19 protein-coding genes are annotated in these 19,581 nt (G+C 52.9%); 12 read left to right on the plus strand and 7 right to left on the minus strand.

Going from position 1 to position 19,581, the window contains the following annotated elements; genetic code table 11:
- Nucleotides 1-322: 322 nt before the first annotated feature.
- On the minus strand, nt 323-1,075 hold the full coding sequence (locus ACIP6T_RS12625) for a FadR/GntR family transcriptional regulator (RefSeq protein ID WP_097098094.1): 753 nt from the start codon (nt 1,073-1,075) through the stop codon (nt 323-325).
- Nucleotides 1,076-1,270: 195 nt separating this feature from the next.
- Between ACIP6T_RS12625 and ACIP6T_RS12630 the strand changes: the two genes are divergently transcribed.
- The 8 genes from ACIP6T_RS12630 (at nt 1,271) to zinT (ending at nt 8,210) form a co-directional block, all read left to right on the plus strand.
- Nucleotides 1,271-2,011, plus strand: a complete 741-nt coding sequence (locus tag ACIP6T_RS12630) for an SDR family oxidoreductase (RefSeq protein ID WP_400457467.1) — start codon at nt 1,271-1,273, stop codon at nt 2,009-2,011.
- A gap of 13 nt (nt 2,012-2,024) precedes the next feature.
- Complete coding sequence (locus tag ACIP6T_RS12635) at nt 2,025-2,873, plus strand: fumarylacetoacetate hydrolase family protein (protein ID WP_400457469.1); 849 nt, start codon at nt 2,025-2,027, stop codon at nt 2,871-2,873.
- Complete coding sequence (locus ACIP6T_RS12640) at nt 2,870-4,156, plus strand: L-fuconate dehydratase (RefSeq protein WP_400457470.1); 1,287 nt, start codon at nt 2,870-2,872, stop codon at nt 4,154-4,156. Before ACIP6T_RS12635 ends, ACIP6T_RS12640 begins: the two co-directional genes overlap by 4 nt.
- Nucleotide 4,157: 1 nt before the next feature.
- Entirely contained in the window at nt 4,158-5,012 is an 855-nt protein-coding gene (locus ACIP6T_RS12645; protein WP_400457472.1) for an amidohydrolase family protein, read from the plus strand.
- Nucleotides 4,990-5,766, plus strand: a complete 777-nt coding sequence (locus tag ACIP6T_RS12650) for an SDR family oxidoreductase (protein WP_097098089.1) — start codon at nt 4,990-4,992, stop codon at nt 5,764-5,766. Before ACIP6T_RS12645 ends, ACIP6T_RS12650 begins: the two co-directional genes overlap by 23 nt.
- Nucleotides 5,763-6,113, plus strand: a complete 351-nt coding sequence (locus tag ACIP6T_RS12655) for an L-rhamnose mutarotase (RefSeq protein WP_097098088.1) — start codon at nt 5,763-5,765, stop codon at nt 6,111-6,113. Before ACIP6T_RS12650 ends, ACIP6T_RS12655 begins: the two co-directional genes overlap by 4 nt.
- Before the next feature lie 36 nt (nt 6,114-6,149).
- Nucleotides 6,150-7,376 (plus strand): L-fucose:H+ symporter permease, encoded by a 1,227-nt coding sequence (gene fucP, locus ACIP6T_RS12660; RefSeq protein ID WP_097098087.1) that lies wholly within the window; start codon nt 6,150-6,152, stop codon nt 7,374-7,376.
- Nucleotides 7,377-7,568: 192 nt separating this feature from the next.
- Nucleotides 7,569-8,210 (plus strand): metal-binding protein ZinT, encoded by a 642-nt coding sequence (gene zinT, locus ACIP6T_RS12665; RefSeq protein ID WP_400457474.1) that lies wholly within the window; start codon nt 7,569-7,571, stop codon nt 8,208-8,210.
- Nucleotides 8,211-8,434: 224 nt separating this feature from the next.
- Here the strand turns inward: zinT and ACIP6T_RS12670 are convergent, their stop codons facing one another.
- The gene (locus tag ACIP6T_RS12670) at nt 8,435-9,409 is read right to left on the minus strand and encodes a nitrilase family protein (protein ID WP_400457476.1); all 975 of its coding nucleotides are present in this window, start codon (nt 9,407-9,409) and stop codon (nt 8,435-8,437) included.
- Between the two features lie 98 nt (nt 9,410-9,507).
- Between ACIP6T_RS12670 and ACIP6T_RS12675 the strand changes: the two genes are divergently transcribed.
- The 4 genes from ACIP6T_RS12675 (at nt 9,508) to ACIP6T_RS12690 (ending at nt 12,666) form a co-directional block, all read left to right on the plus strand.
- On the plus strand, nt 9,508-10,383 hold the full coding sequence (locus ACIP6T_RS12675) for a LysR family transcriptional regulator (RefSeq protein ID WP_400457478.1): 876 nt from the start codon (nt 9,508-9,510) through the stop codon (nt 10,381-10,383).
- 84 nt (nt 10,384-10,467) lie between these two features.
- Entirely contained in the window at nt 10,468-11,418 is a 951-nt protein-coding gene (locus ACIP6T_RS12680) for a GNAT family N-acetyltransferase (RefSeq protein WP_400457481.1), read from the plus strand.
- 133 nt (nt 11,419-11,551) lie between these two features.
- Complete coding sequence (locus ACIP6T_RS12685; RefSeq protein ID WP_400457483.1) at nt 11,552-12,175, plus strand: hypothetical protein; 624 nt, start codon at nt 11,552-11,554, stop codon at nt 12,173-12,175.
- Nucleotides 12,172-12,666 carry a surface-adhesin E family protein gene (locus tag ACIP6T_RS12690; protein ID WP_400457485.1) on the plus strand — a complete coding sequence of 165 codons (495 nt, stop codon included), beginning with the start codon at nt 12,172-12,174 and terminating at the stop codon, nt 12,664-12,666. The genes ACIP6T_RS12685 and ACIP6T_RS12690 overlap by 4 nt, the downstream gene beginning before the upstream one ends.
- A 230-nt stretch (nt 12,667-12,896) precedes the next feature.
- Here the strand turns inward: ACIP6T_RS12690 and ACIP6T_RS12695 are convergent, their stop codons facing one another.
- The 5 genes from ACIP6T_RS12695 to ACIP6T_RS12715 all read right to left on the minus strand — a co-directional run bounded on the left by ACIP6T_RS12695 (nt 12,897) and on the right by ACIP6T_RS12715 (nt 19,272).
- A complete protein-coding gene (locus ACIP6T_RS12695; RefSeq protein WP_400457487.1) occupies nt 12,897-14,537 on the minus strand; it encodes an FGGY-family carbohydrate kinase in 1,641 nt (546 codons plus the stop codon).
- Nucleotides 14,538-14,565: 28 nt separating this feature from the next.
- Nucleotides 14,566-15,519 carry an ABC transporter permease gene (locus ACIP6T_RS12700; protein WP_400457489.1) on the minus strand — a complete coding sequence of 318 codons (954 nt, stop codon included), beginning with the start codon at nt 15,517-15,519 and terminating at the stop codon, nt 14,566-14,568.
- A 1-nt stretch (nt 15,520) separates the two neighbouring features.
- Nucleotides 15,521-16,510 (minus strand): ABC transporter permease, encoded by a 990-nt coding sequence (locus ACIP6T_RS12705; RefSeq protein ID WP_097098080.1) that lies wholly within the window; start codon nt 16,508-16,510, stop codon nt 15,521-15,523.
- Complete coding sequence (locus ACIP6T_RS12710; RefSeq protein ID WP_400457491.1) at nt 16,503-18,023, minus strand: sugar ABC transporter ATP-binding protein; 1,521 nt, start codon at nt 18,021-18,023, stop codon at nt 16,503-16,505. The genes ACIP6T_RS12705 and ACIP6T_RS12710 overlap by 8 nt, the downstream gene beginning before the upstream one ends.
- Nucleotides 18,024-18,285: 262 nt before the next feature.
- A complete protein-coding gene (locus tag ACIP6T_RS12715; RefSeq protein WP_400457954.1) occupies nt 18,286-19,272 on the minus strand; it encodes an autoinducer 2 ABC transporter substrate-binding protein in 987 nt (328 codons plus the stop codon).
- Between the last annotated feature and the right edge of the window lie 309 nt (nt 19,273-19,581).

Here is a 19,581-nt window from a genome sequence, read left to right on the forward strand (position 1 = left end):
TTTCCCTTATATTCAGCCAACAACCTTTAGCTGTCAGGTAATTCATAAAAATTCAGTAACCGTTGTCTTTCCGGTTATCTGCGAATGACATGTTTAACGCACGTTAGTTTAGGAAGAATTTAAACATCCGACTTCCCCGGTAGGTAAAAAAACCGCGCACAAATACGGTTTTTTGGGAAGGAAATTAGCGCAACTCACTGAAATATATGATGACGGCTTCTTTTATTCTCGGGCCAGTAGGACCACTCTTAAAGTGGCCGCAAGCGCAACGCGAGGTGATTTACATAAAACCCTGACCCAACGCTTTCTACCGCAAACAGTTTTACTCCTGCACACGCTCAAATGTCGCAATTACCCGGTCAATATGCTTCTTCATCGCGGCTCTGGCTGCTTTAGCATCCCGTTTTTCTAGCGCCGAGAGAATCTCCATATGCTCCGTTTCTGAGACGAGCGGCATATCGCTCGGCGTGTAGTGCGCCTGCAACATGCGGAACATACTGCCATAGCGATGACCGAGCAGATGGCCAATGATAAAGCCGTAGGCGGGATTGCCGCTCGCCTGGGCGATGCGAATGTGGAATAAACGGTCGCCGGGATGGGTGCGCGACTGCGCACGGTTATCTTCACAGTTTTGCCGATACGCTGCGCGGATGAGGGCCAGCTCCTGATCGCTGGCATGCACGGCGGCAAGCGCAGCGGCCTCTGGCTCAATCAGGCGGCGCGCCTGCAGCAGCGAGAAAGGCGGCAGTTCGGTGGAGAAATCCAGCTTTATCCCCAGTTCATCGTCGGGTTCCTTCCACTGATCGCGCCCGGCTTGCATCATCACCGGTTCCTGAGTAGTGGAACGTGCTTTCACAATCACGCCATTGCCCACTTTCACATCTACCAAGCCAATCACTTCCAGAGCGATTAGCGCTTCACGCACCGATGCGCGACTAACTTGTAGCTGCTCTGCCAGCTCGCGCTCCGCTGGCAGACGGCTGCCGGGAGGAAATTCATTGTTATCGATAAGTTTGATCAGCTGGTCAGCTATTTGTCTGTAAAGCCTGGGGTTTTCCATCTTTTTTATCGGCATCGCACTGCTACCTGTCTACATAAATTAAGTGATCGGATGCACAAATAATCATCAGCACACTTGTCAATGTTACGCAATTGTCAATAAAACGTAATGCGTCAGCGAAAAAGTTGCCAGCGTTATTTTGCTAACCCGGAAGGGCAAAACTCACTTTTAATGGCCTGACCATTAGATCTTTGGACCAGAGGAAATGCAATGAATTTATCCGGAAAACGCGTGTTAATAACCGCCGCCGGGCAAGGCATCGGCCTGGCCAGCGCGCGTTATTTTGCGCAGCAGGGCGCAGAGGTTATTGCCAGCGATATCAACCTTGCCGCGCTGCAGGAACTGCAAGGTATCCGCGCTTATCAGCTGGATGTGACCGATCGCCAGGCAATTCGCGCAGCGGCGCAGGAGCTCGGCACGCTCGATGTACTGTTCAATTGTGCAGGTGTTGTACACAGCGGCAACCTGCTGGCGTGCAGCGAAAAAGAGTGGCAGTTCGCGCTTGACCTCAACGTCACGGCGATGTTTCACATGATTCAAGCCTTTCTGCCGGGGATGCTGCAACAGCAGCAGGGCTCGATCATTAACATGTCATCGGTGGCATCCAGCGTAAAAGGCGTAGTCAATCGCTTTGCCTACAGCGCGACCAAAGCGGCAGTGATTGGCCTGACACGCTCGGTAGCGGCGGATTACATCGGTGAAGGGATTCGCTGCAACGCCATCTGCCCCGGCACCGTCGATTCGCCGTCGCTGCGCCAGCGCATCGCCGCGCAGGCACAGGTGGAAGGCCGCACGGAGGCGGAAGTGTATGACGCCTTTGTCGCGCGTCAGCCGATTGGCCGTATCGGCACCACAGAGGAGATCGCTTATCTGGCGGCCTATCTGGCCTCCGATGCCAGCGCTTATATCACCGGCACCGCACAGATTATTGATGGCGGCTGGAGCAACTAACAGGAGTGCAGTCATGAAATTATTACGAGTGGGCGAGCCGGGAAAAGAGCGTCCGGCAATGCTGGATCAACAGGGTGAACTGCGCGATTTGTCGCACTTTGTCGATGACATCGCTGGCGATGCGCTGCTACCTGCCGAACTGGAAAGGCTGCGTCAGCTGCCGCTCAGTGAACTGCCTAAAATCAGCGGCCAACCGCGCATTGGTGCCTGCGTCGGGCGTATTGGCAAATTTATCTGTATTGGCCTGAACTATGCCGATCACGCCGCCGAAACCGGTGCTGACATCCCGCAAGAACCGGTGGTGTTTAGCAAATGGACCAGCGCCGTGGTGGGACCAAACGATGCGGTGCGTATTCCTCGCGGTTCGGTGAAAACCGACTGGGAAGTCGAGCTGGGCGTAGTAATCGGTAAAGGCGGTAGCTATATCGCCGAAGCGGATGCGCTGTCGCATGTCGCAGGCTACTGCGTGGTCAACGACGTTTCTGAACGTGAATATCAGATTGAACGCGGCGGCACATGGGACAAAGGCAAAGGCTGCGACACCTTTGGTCCGATCGGCCCGTGGCTGGTGACTGCCGATGAAATCGCCGATCCGCAGCAGCTTAATCTGTGGCTGGAGGTGGATGGCAGGCGCTATCAGAACGGCAACACCCGCACCATGATCTTCACGGTTGCGCAGATCGTTAGCTATCTCAGTCGGTTTATGAGTTTGCAGCCAGGCGACATCATCTCAACCGGCACACCGCCGGGCGTGGGGATGGGACAAAAACCACCGGTTTATCTGCGTCCGGGGCAGGTCATCCGGTTAGGCATCGCCGGGCTTGGCGAGCAGCGTCAACTCACCGAGGGCAGCGAACAATGACCAGACTTACCGCATTGCGCGTCGAAGACATCCGCTTTCCTACCTCCGAACAGCTCGACGGTTCGGATGCGATGAATCCGGACCCGGATTATTCTGCCGCTTACGTCATCATCGAGACGGATAACGCGGCGATCAGCGGACATGGTCTGACTTTTACCATTGGACGCGGTAATGAAATTTGCTGTGCGGCGATACGCGCGCTGGAGCACCTGATTGTTGGTCGCCAGCTGGAGTCAATCACCGCCGATATGGGGCAGTTCTGGCGCGACATCACCGGTGATAGCCAGCTGCGCTGGATCGGCCCGGATAAAGGCGCGATTCATCTGGCGACCGGCGCGGTAGTCAACGCCGTATGGGATCTGTGGGCCAAATCGGAAGAAAAGCCGCTGTGGCGGCTGGTGGCTGATATGTCACCGCAGGAGTTGGTGCGCTGCATCGATTTCCGCTACCTCACCGACTGCATCACGCCGGACGAAGCGCTGGCACTGTTGACGGCGCAGCAGGCGGGCAAAGCGCAGCGCATTCGTGAGCTGGAGCAGCACGGTTATCCCTGTTACACCACCTCGGCAGGCTGGCTCGGTTACGACGACGATAAACTGCGCCGCCTGTGTCAGCAGGCGGTCGATGCCGGGTTCTCACACATCAAGCTGAAAGTTGGACGTGACCTCGCAGATGATATCCGCCGCGTGCGCATCGCGCGTGAAGTGCTGGGACCGGATCGCCAGTTAATGATCGATGCCAACCAGGTGTGGGAAGTGAATGACGCGATTGAATGGGTGCAGCAGCTGGCCTTCGCGCGACCGTGGTTTATCGAGGAACCCACCAGCCCGGATGATATCGAAGGGCATCGCAAAATCCGCCAGGGCGTCGCGCCGGTGAAGGTGGCAACAGGTGAAATGTGCCAGAACCGCATCATCTTCAAGCAGCTGATTATGCGTGAAGCAATTGATGTGGTGCAGATCGATGCCTGTCGCCTCGGCGGCGTTAATGAAGTACTGGCGGTGATGCTAATGGCAGCGAAATACCAGTTGCCGGTGTGTCCGCATGCCGGCGGCGTTGGATTGTGCGAATACGTCCAGCACCTGTCGATGATCGACTTCGTTTGCATAGCCGGCAGCCATCAAGGCCGGGTCATCGAGTATGTCGATCATCTGCACGAGCATTTCTTACATCCTTGCGAAGTGCGCGGCGCTGCCTATATGCCGCCTAGTGCGCCCGGCTTCTCGATCGAGATGTATCCCGCCTCGCGCGAGAAATACCGCTATCGCGCGCAGGGAGGCTGAGGTGCGAATCGACGCTCATCAGCATTTCTGGCGCTATGACGCGGTGGACTATCCGTGGATCGCGGAATCCATGACGCGCCTGCAACAGGATTATTTACCCGATGACCTCGCGCCGCTGCTGGCGCAACGGCAGCTGCAGGGCTCAATTGCCGTTCAGGCGCGGCAGTGCGTGGCGGAGACGCAGCAGCTGTTGCAGTGGGCGCAGCAGCACGCGGCAACGCAGGTGGTTGGCTGGATTGACGTCAGCGCCGCGGACCTGACGGCGCAGCTGGAAGCATTGCAGCATCCGCTGCTGCGAGGGTTCCGTCATCAGGTGCAGGATGAGCGCGATCCCGCCGCATGGCTACGGCAAGCGCGCGTGGCGAGCGGCATCCGTCTGCTGCAGCAGCGTGATTACGTGTGGGAAATGCTGCTGACCTGGCGGCATCTGGCGGACGCTACCCGGTTTGCCACACAGCACGACCGTCACTGGCTGGTGCTCGATCACCTCGGCAAACCGGATATTGCGCGCGGCGCGCAGGCGTGGGGCGAACAGGTGGCGGAACTGGCCGCAATGCCGCACGTGGTCTGCAAATTATCGGGGCTAGTGACTGAGGCGCCGCAAGGCCAATGGCACAGCGCGCAGCTGCGGCCCTTTATCGATGAGGCGCTGGCGCGTTTCGGTCCGCAGCGCCTGATGTTTGGCTCAGACTGGCCCGTCTGCCTGCTGGCAGCGGAGTACCACGCGGTGGCGCAGCTGATTGAAGACGCAATCGCTGAGCTTGCAACCGACGAACAGGCCGCCATTTGGGGCAACACGGCGGCGCAGGTATATAGCCTGACAGGAGAGAAGCATGAATCTGTTTTTGCAGGATAAAGTGATTATTGTCACCGGCGGCGGATCGGGCATCGGTGCCGCCATCTCACGTCTGCTGGCGGAAGAGGGCGCCATTCCGGTGATCGTCAGCAACGCACAGCCCGATGAGATGTGGCTGGCCGGCTTGCGCGCGCTGCAACCGCAAACCGAAGTGCTGCTTGCCGATCTGTGCGATGAGCAGAACTGCCAGCGTGCGGTTGAGGCCGTGCAGCAGCAGTTTGGGCGCATCGATGGGCTGGTGAACAACGCGGGTGTCAACGATGGCGTCGGGCTGGAAGCGGGGCGCAGCGCCTTTGTCACCTCGCTGGAAAAGAATCTCATCCACTATTACCAGATGACGCATTTCTGCCAGCGCGCGCTGGAAAACAGCGGCGGTGCGATCGTCAATATTGCTTCGAAAACGGCACTGAGCGGACAGGGCGGCACCAGCGGCTACTGCGCGGCCAAAGGCGCGATTCTGGCACTGACGCGGGAGTGGGCGGTGTCGCTGCGCAGCAGCGGTGTGCGGGTCAACGCCGTGGTGCCCGCCGAAGTAATGACGCCGCTGTATGAACGCTGGATCGGCACCTTTGCCGATCCGCAGGGCGAACTGGCGAAAATCACCCAGCGAATTCCACTCGGCCAGCGCATGACCACGCCAGAGGAGATCGCTAACACCGTCGTGTTTTTGCTGTCGTCGCGCGCTTCACACACTACCGGCGAGTGGCTGAGCGTTGATGGCGGCTATCTGCATCTCGATCGGGCGCTGTTATGAGCGGCGCAACCGAACGCTATGCTCTGGCGCTGGATCTGGTGGACGAGGCGGACAAAATTGCCGAATACCAGCGCCTGCATCAACGCATTTGGCCAGAAGTGGCGCAGCATCTGCGCCAGCACGGCGTCATCAATATGGAGATTTACCGCCTTGGTACCCGACTTTTTATGGTGATGGAGGTGAACGAACGGTTTAACGCGCAGGATGTTGCTCAGGCCGCTGAGCAAAATCCGCATATTCAGCGCTGGGAAGCGCTGATGTGGCAGTTTCAACAGCCAACGCCCTGGACGCCAGAAGGGGAAAAATGGGTGGCGATGGCGCGAATATTCTCTTTGCAGGACCAATAACAACACTTACCGACTGTACCCTACGAGGATATAACCATGTCTACACAACGCGTCGAGACGCCAGAAAACATTGGCGTCGGGGGAACTATTAGCCTGCGCTGGGCGTTCATGCTGATTACTACCCTGTTTTTTATGTGGGGCGTGTCATACGGCCTGCTGGATGTTCTTAATAAGCACTTTCAGGAAACGTTAAGCGTTACCAAAGCCCAATCGGGATTATTACAGGCGGCCTATTTTGGTGCCTATTTTATCATCGCGCTGCCGGCCGGTTATTTTATGCGTCGTCACGGCTATAAGGCTGGCATCCTGGCGGGATTATCGCTGTACGCCCTTGGCGCGCTGCTGTTTGTGCCGGCGGCGATGGTCAATAATTTCTCGGTATTTCTGTTTGCGCTGTTCGTGCTTGCCTGCGGGCTTGGCTGCCTGGAAACCGCGGCTAATCCGTACGCTACGGTACTGGGCGATGCCAACGGCGCCGAGCGTCGTCTCAATCTGGCGCAATCTTTTAATGGTCTTGGGCAGTTTGTCGGGCCCATGATTGGCGGCTCGCTGTTCTTCACCCACGCCAGCCAGGAAGCCGCGCAGGACAGCGTCAAAATGACCTATGTGGTGATTGCGTGTGTGGTTATCGCTATCGCGCTGTTATTTAAGCGTACCGCCTTACCGGATATTCGTGAGGCTGCCAGCGAGCATGTGCAGCAGCCCGGCGCCACGCTATGGCAGCAAAAACACTTTGTCGGTGGGGTGATTGCGCAGTTCTTCTATGTCGCCGCTCAGGTTGGGGTTGGTGCCTTCTTTATTAACTACGCCACCGAGCACTGGCATGGCGTGACCAATCAAAGCGCGGCTTATATGCTTTCGGTTGCGATGATTTGCTTTATGCTGGGACGTTTCTTTTCCACCTGGCTAATGGGCAGAGTTAAACCAGCGGCGATGCTGGCGGCCTACGCGCTGATCAACATCGTCCTGAGCGCCATTGTGATGTTAGGCGCAGGCGATGTCTCCGTTATCGCGCTGATCGCCATCTTCTTCTTTATGTCCACCATGTTCCCCACCATCTTTGCTATGGGCGTGAAAAATCTCGGGCAATCCACTAAACAGGCCAGCTCGTTTATGATCATGGCGATTGTGGGTGGTGCAATTATGCCTTACTTCATGGGGCTGATTTCTGACCACGTCAGCACGGCCGTGGCTTACAGTTTACCGCTGCTGTGTTTTGTCGTGGTGTTGGTTTATGCGCTGAGGCAGCGGAGACATTCATAATGACGTGTTCACGTTAGCTTGCGAGGGTTGATAAGAGCAGGGCAAGGGCGATGCTGCGGTATCGCCCTTGCATGCAGCCAGGCAGGAGTAAAGCAGGCGTGTTTGGCTTTGCGGGTAGCAAAATGAAATTAGCAGTAACAGTTTGTTAATTGTTATGTTATAACATTTACTTTGACATATAAGGTTAATGTTATGAAAATTAAGAAGTCATTCGTCATTCTGGGAGTAGTATTCAGTTCACACGCCTTTTCACATGCCCATCATTCACACGGTGCGCCACTCACCGCGACAGAGGTGAGTGCGGCAAAGGGTATTTTTAATGATGGCGATATCAAAGACCGACCGCTCTCTGACTGGGATGGCGTATGGCAGTCTATCTATCCATATGCCAAAGATGGCAGTTTGGATCCGGTTTTCCGCAAGAAGGCGGAAGCCGATCAACGAAAGTCATTTGAGGATATTAAGCATTACTATTTGAAGGGCTATGCCAGCAATATTACAGATATTGGCATTGAAAACGGGATGATGGAATTTACCGCCAATGGAGAAGTTAACGCCTGTAAATATGCTTATAAAGGGTACAAGGTCCTCAATTACGTATCAGGAAAAAGAGGCGTTCGCTATCTTTTCGAATGTACCGATAACAAAAGCGCAGCCCCTAAATTTGTACAATTTAGCGATCATATTATTAGTCCGAGAAAATCCTCGCACTTTCATATTTTCACCGGCAACGTATCACAGGATGCGCTCTATAAAGAGCTGGAGAATTGGCCAACATTTTTCCCTTATCAGCTGACCAAACAGGAAATTGTTGATGACCTAATGCATCACTGATCCCTCACGGATAAAGGATGCTTTCGTCGCTGGCAGGCTATGAGCCGGACTCTGACGTCCGCTTCTTAACGCGAGACATCAAGAAAAGGGTGAATAGAGGCTACCTTCCATTAATAACAGCCTGTTCGCCCACAGGCTGTTTTGCATCTCATCATTGGGAAAGCCATGCAACGTTGCTCACAGACATCCTGTATGCAGCTTTGTGTCAGCGGCCTGGTGGTTTATTAAGGTATTTCATCTGAAAACCGTGCGCTAATCGCATCGCGTTCATACCCCTGCGGTTGCGTCAAAATCTGGTATAAATCTGGCCGACGACCGTGGATCCAGCGGCGTCCAGTACTCATTGCCAGCAGGGTCAAATCCAGCTCAGCGCTGACCATGGCATCTTCAGCGGCCCAGGTTTCCTCAATCACTCTTCCATAGGGATCCAGGATCATCGCATTGCCGGTGCGTACTTCGTCGTCATCTGCGCCTACACCGTTACTGAAAAGAAGGAACAATCCGTTGTCATGCGCGCGTGCGGGCAGCCATCGCATTAACCATTCCCGGCCGCTTTGGCCTCTGAATGCCACAGTGATTTCATCTTTACGCGTTTCCCGTTCCGCCCACAAATCGAGAGGAATTGGCTTCATCGCATGCGGGCTACGGGAATCAGTACCGCCGGTTTGATGGGGGGCGAGCAGGATATCCGCACCCATCAATGCCGTTGCACGCACGTTTTCCACCAGATTATTGTCCCAGCAAATTAAGATGCCTACTTTTACCCCCCATGGTGTTTCAAATACCGTAAACCCGTCGCCGCTGCTGATTGCGGGATGTTCGAAAGCGTGAAGTTTACGGTGCGTGTGCAATGATCCATCTGGCATACAGGCAACGTAAGCATTATAGAGTTGGCCATCCTCGGCTTGCTCAATAAGCCCCGCGCCAATAAGCATTTGATGCTTAATCGCCAGAGAACGGATTAACATCAGGGAAGGGCTGGTTTCAACCGGCTCAGCCAGAGCAGCCACCTCAGCAGCGGTGAGTTTGGGCACATGCCAGTAGCCGGTGATACACATTTCTGGAAATGTGAGAATCTTCACCTCTTGAAGCGCCGCCTTCTCAATAAATTTCTCCATTATCAGCAGATTATAGTGTTTGTTATTGGCTTGATGCTGAAACTGTACGGTTGCAGCCTTTAAGGTGGTTAATGTGGGCATGATGCTTCTCCTCGGAATCGGAACTGAATTACACAGGAGCGACCGATAACTGTATAATCAATTTATTTCCCTTTTCGATAACATCCTGGAATGTAAATATGAACACCCGGTTGCTAAACGCCTTTGTGATGCTGGCTGAAAAAGGAAATTATGCGGAGGCGGCCCGCGCGCTCTATATTTCGCAGCCGGCGCTGACCAAGCAGATTCATCTCCTGGAATCTATAATGAACATGCCTTTATTCTCACGTGGCCGCCACGGAGCAATACTGACGGTTGCAGGAAGACGCCTACTGCCACAGGCAGAAAAGGTTGTTCGGCAAACCCAGTTATTCATGCATCATGCTGGGCAGGTTTCAAAAGGGATTGAAGGGAATATTGCAGTGGGGTTCGGTCTTTCGAGCTTTTACCTTGCTCCGCGCTGTATTGCTGAATATCGCCGTGAGTTTCCGGGTATTGAGGTTTCATTAACGGATCAATCATCCTTCCTGCAATACGAGATGCTGCTGAATGACGAGCTTCAGTTAGGATTTGTCAGGGTTCCTCCACCCGTAGCGCTTGATTACCTGCCATTATTTACCGATCGATTAGTTCTGGTTGCGCCGGCAACAACTTCATTTAGCGTTGCCGATTGGTTAAAAAAAGTGCCGCTGTTGCGACTTCACACCACGCGCGGGCGGGGTTTAAATGCGCAGATTGATCGCTATCTGCACGACAATGCCCTTTTTACTTCCTCTATTCAGGAGACTGACGATATACAAACCATTGTCGCGCTGGTGATTGCGGGAACGGGCGTTGCGCTTTTGCCTTATAGTGTGGTTCATATAGCGCCGCCAGAACTGGTTATTATTCCGTTAACGGGGGAATCGCTGAGCTGGCAGGTTGGTATCGCCTGGAATGCAAATCATGAGGATGTAATACGCGACAATTTTATTGCCAGCATAAGAAAGGCGATGACGATTAATAAAGAAGAGTAAGCCATAGCGTTTCATTTAATCATATTGACAAAGACTCAATGCATATGGTTGTATCATACAACTAATAGTTGAGGGTTAATGTTTATGCGCTCTGAATCGCTGATGGTTGAAAATATTCGTGTCGCTTCGCGTCAAATGGTGCGGGAGTTGGGGTTCATGAACCACACTCTCGCAGCGACTCAATACTCTCCTTCCGTTGTTCACACTTTGCTGGAAATTGAAGCCCGGGGATTAATGACTGCGGCTCAACTGGTTCAGATTCTGGGACTTGAGAAGTCCAGTGTTAGCCGCATGTTGTCCAAACTGGTCAATATTGGTGAACTGGAAGAACAGCCTTCAACTGAGGATGCCAGAATTAAGCAGCTTGGTTTAACCGCGAAAGGCGAAGAAACCGTGCGAAAAATCAATGAGTTCAGTAATGAACGCGTTATGGGCGCGTTAAAGAAATTGGATCCCATATGGCAACAGGCCGTTTCACAAGGTCTCAGCGCTTATGCCGCTGCTCTTAAAGCCTGTCGTGAAAACAGTGTGGTAGATTCTTCGACCAGTTGCGAAATCGTTAAGGGGTATCGGGCCGGAATGATTGGCCGTATCACTGAAATGCATGGCAGTTATTATGCAAGAGAACATCAGTTTGGCTATGTTTTTGAAAGCAAGGTTGCAGCAGGCCTGGCGGAATTTTCAGGACGTCTGGAAAGGCCATGTAATGAGATCTGGTTGGCCATACAAAACGATCGCATTGTTGGATCGGTAGCAATCGATGGGCAAGATCTTGGAAACAATGAGGCGCACTTGCGATGGTTCATCCTGGACGATGGTTGTCGTGGTAATGGCGTGGGCAAAAAACTCATTTCCGCCGCTATGAAGTTTTGCGATGAAAAGGAATTTTCAGCCGTTCAGCTCTGGACGTTCAATAAATTGACAGCGGCACGGCGTCTTTATGAGTCGTTTGGTTTTGAATTAACCAAAGAGTGGCAGGGTGACCAATGGGGAAGCCGTGTTACAGAGCAGCAGTTCACTCGGTTGGCGCGATAATGAATGAATAACCGCACGACGTGCGGTTCGTTCTATTTTTTAATATGCATGGTAATGAAGTAAAAGAAAAAAGCGTAAAGTCTTATCGCAGTGTGCCGATATAGATAGCGTTTTTTTACTATATGGATATTACATGCGTAAAGTTATCTGCTCCATTGGATTCATGCTTGGAATGACAGGGGTAACGTTACCTCTTCACGCCAATACATTGACGCAAAGCCTGACGCGTTGCGACACAGCATTTTTCAGCGAGATTTATCATCAGCGAGCCAAACTCAGCCGCGTAGCACCGTTAACGGTTGATAAGCACTTTCAGGCTTGGTTCAAAGCGCCTGTTGACGGTAACGGCACCATCTGGTTTACCCAATCTCTTCAGGAATTAAACCTGAAAATAGCGGGATATTTTCTGCAAACCAGCAATCTCGATGAAATCAGTTACGGTAAATACTATTACTGGGGCTTGGTTTTCAAAGAATCACCGGAAGAGGTCATGTCCAGGCTTGATCATTTAACGTGGAGTAAGGCAGGGGATGATTATATCTCTCAGGCGATGATTAAAGCAGACGCAAACAGTGTTTGGGAAAAAAATGCACAGGCGGTGTCGGGTATTGCTCCGGCAAAAGAGAGTGCCGAAAAGCTCTTAATGCTCAGCAAAGGCAAAGAAGGAACATTATTGCTCTGTTCAGTTCAGGGAAATGTAACGCCTGACATGCTCACGACATTACGACCTGATTTATCCGGTGGGACAGCAAAATGAAAAAGTTGACATGGCTGGTATTGTTTATGCTGTCGGGCTGTGCCGGGACCACTACACCCCAGCCGCAAACGCCCACTAAAGCACCGGCTGGTTTTATAAAAGTTCTTGCAGATGAGCGCGTGACGTCATATGTCGATTTCAGGGTGATTTCAACATACCAGGGTAATAGCCACTTACGCCGGTTTTATTTCATCAATAACTACGCGAAGCAGACGCAGATTATAAAAAATCCACCCGTCTACGTTTCAAGTTCTCGGGCAATCGATGTGATTAACTGCGACAAAAATCAGCGTGCCGTTATGGGTCGTACACTCTTTTCCAAACCGTTCGCGGAGGGCGATCTTATTCATGCGTCACCGGATGTGGGCCAATGGGAAACTTACCCGAAAGACTCTCTTTTCGGGATAATTGCTGAAAGCATGTGCAGCATTCCCGTAGAAAGACTTAAGCCAGAGCCGGCGAAAGAAAACCGCAAACCGCTATTGGATTAATTACCATTCATCTTAACCTGACGATCCAGGCTGAAGCAGATGGCCTATGTTTATTGTGGGCCATCTGCAATAAGTAAGAGAATAGGCAGCTTCTCTGGCTTGCACCTTTCTACTTAACTCTTCGACCACTCACAACGTTCCGTTGATTCGCTCACCCTCATGATTGAAACGTCTGCGGTTGCTCGACGCAAGCCAGCCATGACACGCCAGGTTAAATTCTTCTTCCGCATTTATTCGGTTTTCCCCTGCATCAGCTGGCGGTATTTCATGCTGTCGTGGTACATCTCATGGAATACGCGGTATTTACGATCGTAATACTCTTTAATCTTGTTGGTCTGCGGCGTGATGGTTTTGCCAATGCGGCTCATGGCGGCCATCGCTTCCGGCAAAGAGTCGTAGGCGCCCGCGGCAACGGTACCCATCATGGCGCTGCCAAGTAACATCGCCTCACTTTCTTCCGGCAATAGCATCGCGCAGCCTGTCGCATTGGAATGTTCCTGCACAAAGAGCGGGTTTTTGGTGCCGCCGCCGCTCGCCATCATGGTATCGATGCGGTAACCACTCTGGTTCATGGTCTCAATAATATGCCGGGTGCCGAGCGCCAGCGCCTGAATGGTGGCGAGATACTGCAGCGCCATGTCTTCCGGCGTACGTGACAATTTCAGACCTGTCAGCGTGCCAGTCAGCGTCGGATTGGCACGCGGTGAACGGTTGCCGTGGAAATAGGGCAGCATATGAATGTCTTTGGTCAGGAACGCGATATTTTCTGGTTCACCAGCCATTTTGCGCAGTATGCTGTTCAGTATTTCATAAATCGTTTTGCCACTGTCTTTACCCTGTTTAAGCAGGTCCTGATAACACGGGTGTGACTGAATCACATGGTCAATTAACGCGCCGGTGGTGGATTGTCCACCTTCATTCAGCCAGTAATCCGGAAGAATCGCCGAATAGTATGGCCCCCAAATACCACCGATATAGCGCGCGCTTCGCGACATCGCCATATGCGCAGTGGACGTACCGCCAATCATCGCGATGCGATTGTCGAAATCCGCCGATTCGCCAGATGCGCCGCTGGCACCAAGAATGCCAAGGCTGCCGGCGTGGGCATCAATAATTGAGACGCTGACCGCTGTACCCGCGATCAGCCCCATCTCGGCGGCGGCGCGCTGCGTCAGACCATGCCCCAGCGGTTCACCCATGGTTTTCACTTCGCTGCCGATTTTTGACGCGTTGTTTTCTAATAAATCTTCCAGACCTATCTGGCGGAAGTAGCTGGTGTCCCAGCGATCTTCGTGACCGATATACGTCCATTTGCAGACGGTGGAACATAAAGATCGCGTAGGGTCCTGCGTGGCGCGCCAGGTCAGAAAATCAGGCAGGTCAAAAAGATGGCCAACATTCTTCCAGGTGGTTGGCATGTGCTGTTTCAGCCAGAGCAGTTTTGGCGTCTGCATTTCGGGGGAAATAATCCCGCCAACAAACTCCAGCACACGATGACCAGTGGCATTGATGCGTTCCGCCTGAGTAATCGCGCGGTGATCCATCCACACAATAATGTTCTGCTCGCTGCGCCCGGACGGGCTTACGGTCAGCGGTTTACCCTCTTTATCCAGCACCACCAACGAACAGGTGGCGTCAAAACCTATGCCTTTCACCTGAATCGGGTTGATATCCGCCTGATTAACCGCGTCTTTAACGGCGTTACAAACGGAGTGCCAGATCTCATCGGAAGACTGCTCAACAAAATCGGCTTTCGGGCGATACAACGTAATATCACGGCTGGCCTGGCCAACCATGCGCCCGGTCATGTCGAAGACGCCCGCGCGGGCGCTGCCGGTTCCAACGTCTACCCCAATAAAATAACTCGCCATGTTTTTTCCCTTCGTAAAAAACGTTCGCTTAGGATTTTCTGTTTTGCAGAGCGATAAACAGGATCAGGACGCAGCCCCACAGGGCCATGGTCAGGTAACTGCTGACGCCCATGAGGTTGAGGCCGCTCTCCAGCATTTGCAGAACGATCAGCGCCAGCACTAACCCGATGACCCGTCCGAAACCGCCGTCGGGATTAATTCCGCCGAGTACCGAGGCCAGAATGGTCACCAGCAAATAGGCATCGCCGTAGCCTGCTTTAGCCGAGTTAAATTTGGACATCATCAGCAGTGCCGCGCCCCAGCCAAGCAGAGCGGAAAGCACGTACACTGCGAGGGTGACTTTATGTGTATTAACACCGCTGAATCGCGTGGCCTGTTCGTTTGAACCCATCAGATACAAGCTGCGCCCGAGCGTGGTGTGTTCAAGTAAGACCCACAACAGCAGCGCCACCAGCAGGAATAACAGCAGGGCAACAGGAATGCCCAGCAGGCTGCCGTTGCTAAGGTACTGAATCGCCGACGGGAAGCCGGAAATCACGGCGCCGTTAGTGAGCAGAATATTCAGCCCAGCGATCAGCGTCATGGTCCCGAGCGTCGCCAGAATCGGCGACACACCGATATAGGCGATCAGCGCGCCATTGAGCACACCAATGACCACTGCCACCAGCAGGCCGGCGAACATCGCCAGCGCGAAATAGCCAGGCTGGTTTGGGTGCGCCACCAGAATGGCCGCCATCACCAGCGAACAGGCGTTGGCACCGGCAATGACCGAAAGATTGATACCGCCGGTCAACATGGTGATACCCATCCCCAGCGCCAGCATACCCAGAATCGGTAACTGCGAGGCAATCGACTGGAAATTGCCAATGCTGTAAAAACTGCCGCCCAACGTAAATGAGAACAGCACGGCAACGGCGACGATGATCAGCAACTGCAAACGGATAATGTGATCGCCAGGTAAGAATCGGTTTAAGGTTGTCATGTCACATCCCCTTTGCGAGTTTGCGCTTTTCATTCCACGCGGTGCTGCTAATGCTGACCAGAATGATCACGCCGCTGAAAACCTGATGCCAGTAAGATGAAATGCTCAGCAGGGTCATGCCGTTTTGCAGGAAGGCCAGCAGCATCACACCCAGAATGGTGCCTGTCAGCGAGCCGCGTCCGCCGGTCATGCTGGTGCCGCCTAACACCACTGCTGCCAACACCGTCAGCTCATAACCGAGCAGGGAGTTAGGCGCGACCGACTGCGTAATTTGCGCCTGAACCACGGCAGCAATGCCCGCCAGTAATCCCATAAAACCGTAGACGTAAAAGTGCAGCCGCAGGATATTCAGACCAAGACGAGAAGCCGCGTCACGATTACTGCCCATGGCATAAATCTGGCGACCCACGCGTGTGCGGTTCATCAGCACCCCGGTTGCGATAATCACGCCCAGCAGGCTGAGCAGTGGCAGCGTCAGGCCATAGTCGTAACCATCGGCGGCGGTAAAGGAGAACCAGTTGATGCCGTTCATAAACCAGTCGGGAAAACCGTACAACCAGGTGCCGTTGGTGAGATACACCAGCAAACCATAGAACAGGTTGAGCGTGGCAATCGTGATAATGATGGCCGGAACGCGCAGCCAGTACACCAGAAAACCGTTGACCAGCCCAAGCAGCAAACCGCTTCCCATCGCCAGGGCAAATGCCAGCGGAAAGCTGCCGCCGTGGTGAATGATGTAACTTGCCATCACGTACTGACCAATGGAGGTGACGGCCGGAAATGAAATGTCGATGCCGCCGGCGATCAGCACCACAAACAGGCCGCAGGCCAGAATACCCAAAATGGCGTAGCTGGTGGCGACGTCAGTCAGGTTACCCAGCGTCATAAACTCGCTGGTGCTGACGCTCAGGCCTATCACCAGCAGCAGCACCAGTAATCCCAACCAGAATTCATGCTGAGAAAACAGCTTCGAGAGCGCCTTGTTATCCATTGATTACCTCCGCAATCTGCGCTTCGCTGCTCTGATGCGGCGCGAATTCCGCCACCAGTTCGCCTTTGCGCATCACCAGCACGCGGTGACTGTTGTAATAAGCCTCCGGGATTTCATCGCAAATCATCAGCACCGCCATGCCGGACTCCGCTAAATCGCGCGCAATGCGGTAAATCCCTTCTTTATTGGCGATATCCACGCCCACGGTTGGTGAATCGAGGATCAGGATATGTGGCCGCGTTGCCACCCATTTGGCAATGGCAATACGTTGCGCATTTCCGCCAGAAAGGGTCTTCACGGGTAAGCGGCTGTCTGAGACTTTAATATTCAGATCGCGGATGAGATCTTTCACTACCGACGCAGCTTTAGGGTGATCCATCAATCCTGTGCCGGTGTGCAGCTTGTCGAAAATTGATACCAGCGTGTTGTCATAGATGGATTGCTCCATGATGAGCCCCTGCGTCAGACGGTCTTCTGACACATAGGCTATACCGTGGCGGATGGCGTCGCGGTTCGAGTGGAATTTCACCGCCTGGCCGTTGATGCGGATCTCTCCGCTGTCCGGCTGGCTCATGCCGAACAGGCTCAGACAGAGTTCCGTACGCCCCGAGCCAAGCAGGCCGACAATCGAGGTGATTTCGCCCTGGCGCAGCGATAGCGAGATATTGTGATATTGCCCTTTGCGGCTCAGATGGCTCACTTCCAGCAGCGGCGTTACGTCGGCAGAGGCACGATGGGGCAGGTGACTGTAGGTAAAACGCTGGCCGGTCATCAGGAAGGCCAGTTCATTGCTATCGAGTTCGCTGGCCGGATAGGTGCCGACCAGTTTGCCGTCGCGCATCACGCTGATGCGGTCGGCCACTTCCATCACTTCATCCAGACGATGGCTGACAAACACCACGCAGATCCCGGCGGCTTTCAGCTCATTCACCACGCGCAGCAGGCCGTTTACTTCTGTGCGGGTCAGTGACGCGGTGGGTTCATCCATAATCACCAAACTGGCGTCAGCGGCGATAGCGCGGCATATTGCCACTAACTGGCGGTCGGCGATCGACAACTTTTCGACTTTACGATCCGGATCCAGATCAACGCCGACGCGTTGCATCGCCGCCACGGCTTTTTTGCGCATGGCCGCGCGATGCACCCAAAAATCACCGCCCGGCAAATAACGGTGAATGGCAATATTTTCGGCCACCGACAAATTTGGGAATAAAGACAGATCCTGATAAATAACCTGAATGCCATAATAAGACGACAGCTGCGGCGTGAGAGTATGAAATAGTTTTCCGTCCAGAGTAATGGCCGCGCCTTTTTCCGGCTGATAGACGCCGGAAATCACTTTAATAATCGTACTTTTGCCGCAGCCATTTTGACCGGCAAGACAATGCACTTCGCCTTTATTGAGTGTCAGGCTGAGATTGTCTAATGCTAATACGCCGGGAAACCTTTTACTGATTTTCTCGAGGCTGATAAAGGCCTCAGCAGGGGCAGGGGACGTGTTGAGAGTATTCATCACAGATCCTTAAACATACCCGACCGGGTTCCAGCGGAGGCGTTGGCTGTACTCGTTCACCCGAAACGCTAACATAGGTAAGCTCTGCCGGGTTTACTCATTTGCAACCTTGCCCCAACTCGAATGATTGAAGGTATACGTTTTCGATGTCAGAGTAGAATTCAAATACGGCACAGCGCACAACGCCGTATTTGTTTCTATTTGCCTGGTGTGGCGCTGGAGCGAATATTGCTCCGTAAAATAAAAGAATTAAAAGATCGGGTTAGAACCCAAGCGATTTCGCATTCTCTGGTGTCACTTCAAGAATTTTATTAAAGCGGATCACTTTCTTATCCATATCTACATCGGCTTTACCCAGTCCCTCGATGCTCAGGTCTTTGGTGACTTCTTTACCCTGCAGCAACTGATCGGCAACGGTGACTAAGGCGAAACCGGCATCTTTCGGATCCCATAGCAGTGCTTTCTTAATATCACCGCGCATCAGGTAGGGCGCAGCCTGGCCGGGCATGGCGATGCCAACTACCGCGATTTTATTTTTCGCACGCTTCTGCTGGACAGCTTGACCGGCACCGATTGGGCCGAGCGAACCGAAACCGATTATTCCTTTCAAATCAGGATAGGTTTTCATTAAATCCAGTGTGGTGGAATAGGACTTATCAATGTTTTCTGCTACCGGCAGGCGTGAAGTCACTTCATGCATATCCGGGTATTTTTCTTTCTGATATTTAATTGCGGCATCTGCCCAGGCATTATGCAGCGGCACGGTCAGCGAGCCAACGTAAATGGCGTAACCCCCTTTGCCGCCCATATCTTTTGCCAACTCGTCCATGTTGGCTTGAGCATATTTCTGGCTATCAATGGTTTCGACATCCCATTGCCCAATTTGCTGATCCGGTGATTCATGCGTTAATACGACGATGCCTTGGTCGCGGGCTTTTTTAAGCACCGGTTCCAGTACCTTGGCATCGTTTGGCACCACGATGATTGCGTTAACTTTTTTGGCAATCAAATCTTCAATCACCTTGACCTGCTGGGCCGGGTCCGGAGTGGCGGCACCGACCTGATAAGCGTTGACATCCAATTTCTGCGCGGCTTCTTTGACGCCGACTTCCATGCGGGTGAACCAGGGAATACCGGTGACTTTAGCGACGACGGCGATATCGTAAGGCTTGGCGGCGAATGACGGTGTTGTAAATAACATGCATGCTGAAACCACACATGCACTGACCAATGCGAGGTTAAATTTCATTATGGTACCTTTCTTATGATGTTCAGTTAGGGGGAACAGACGATAGTTATTAAATCCGCGATCAGAGATTAACTGAAGGGGATACCGCTTTTCGCGCAATTGTGAACAAAATGTGATCAGCACCCAAATGTGTTAAATTATATGATTTAATGTGTTAATTTAATGTTAATAACGCGATTATTGAGGCATGGGAGTGATGTAATAATCGAATTTACAATGCTTTTGTTAACCAAGTGGCATCAATTAATAAACAATATTGTTACATATGCAGGCTGGCCAGACGTCCCTTTGCGGGAAGATTAGGGCCGC

It is taken from the genome of Pantoea sp. NPDC088449, assembly GCF_044753225.1.
Classification (GTDB): Bacteria; Pseudomonadota; Gammaproteobacteria; order Enterobacterales; family Enterobacteriaceae; genus Pantoea; species Pantoea floridensis.

Excerpts from the sequence above, each read along its gene's own strand:
- ACIP6T_RS12700 (WP_400457489.1), bottom strand. The coding sequence starts at position 15,519 with ATGACAACCTTAAACCGATTCTTACCTGGCGATCACATTATCCGTTTG.
- ACIP6T_RS12680 (WP_400457481.1), top strand. The coding sequence starts at position 10,468 with ATGCGCTCTGAATCGCTGATGGTTGAAAATATTCGTGTCGCTTCGCGT.
- ACIP6T_RS12715 (WP_400457954.1), bottom strand. The coding sequence starts at position 19,272 with ATGAAATTTAACCTCGCATTGGTCAGTGCATGTGTGGTTTCAGCATGC.
- ACIP6T_RS12695 (WP_400457487.1), bottom strand. The coding sequence starts at position 14,537 with ATGGCGAGTTATTTTATTGGGGTAGACGTTGGAACCGGCAGCGCCCGC.
- ACIP6T_RS12625 (WP_097098094.1), bottom strand. The coding sequence starts at position 1,075 with ATGCCGATAAAAAAGATGGAAAACCCCAGGCTTTACAGACAAATAGCT.
- zinT (WP_400457474.1), top strand. The coding sequence starts at position 7,569 with ATGAAAATTAAGAAGTCATTCGTCATTCTGGGAGTAGTATTCAGTTCA.
- ACIP6T_RS12675 (WP_400457478.1), top strand. The coding sequence starts at position 9,508 with ATGAACACCCGGTTGCTAAACGCCTTTGTGATGCTGGCTGAAAAAGGA.
- ACIP6T_RS12710 (WP_400457491.1), bottom strand. The coding sequence starts at position 18,023 with ATGAATACTCTCAACACGTCCCCTGCCCCTGCTGAGGCCTTTATCAGC.
- ACIP6T_RS12635 (WP_400457469.1), top strand. The coding sequence starts at position 2,025 with ATGAAATTATTACGAGTGGGCGAGCCGGGAAAAGAGCGTCCGGCAATG.
- ACIP6T_RS12670 (WP_400457476.1), bottom strand. The coding sequence starts at position 9,409 with ATGCCCACATTAACCACCTTAAAGGCTGCAACCGTACAGTTTCAGCAT.
- ACIP6T_RS12655 (WP_097098088.1), top strand. The coding sequence starts at position 5,763 with ATGAGCGGCGCAACCGAACGCTATGCTCTGGCGCTGGATCTGGTGGAC.
- ACIP6T_RS12705 (WP_097098080.1), bottom strand. The coding sequence starts at position 16,510 with ATGGATAACAAGGCGCTCTCGAAGCTGTTTTCTCAGCATGAATTCTGG.
- ACIP6T_RS12630 (WP_400457467.1), top strand. The coding sequence starts at position 1,271 with ATGAATTTATCCGGAAAACGCGTGTTAATAACCGCCGCCGGGCAAGGC.
- ACIP6T_RS12685 (WP_400457483.1), top strand. The coding sequence starts at position 11,552 with ATGCGTAAAGTTATCTGCTCCATTGGATTCATGCTTGGAATGACAGGG.
- ACIP6T_RS12640 (WP_400457470.1), top strand. The coding sequence starts at position 2,870 with ATGACCAGACTTACCGCATTGCGCGTCGAAGACATCCGCTTTCCTACC.
- ACIP6T_RS12690 (WP_400457485.1), top strand. The coding sequence starts at position 12,172 with ATGAAAAAGTTGACATGGCTGGTATTGTTTATGCTGTCGGGCTGTGCC.
- ACIP6T_RS12650 (WP_097098089.1), top strand. The coding sequence starts at position 4,990 with ATGAATCTGTTTTTGCAGGATAAAGTGATTATTGTCACCGGCGGCGGA.
- fucP (WP_097098087.1), top strand. The coding sequence starts at position 6,150 with ATGTCTACACAACGCGTCGAGACGCCAGAAAACATTGGCGTCGGGGGA.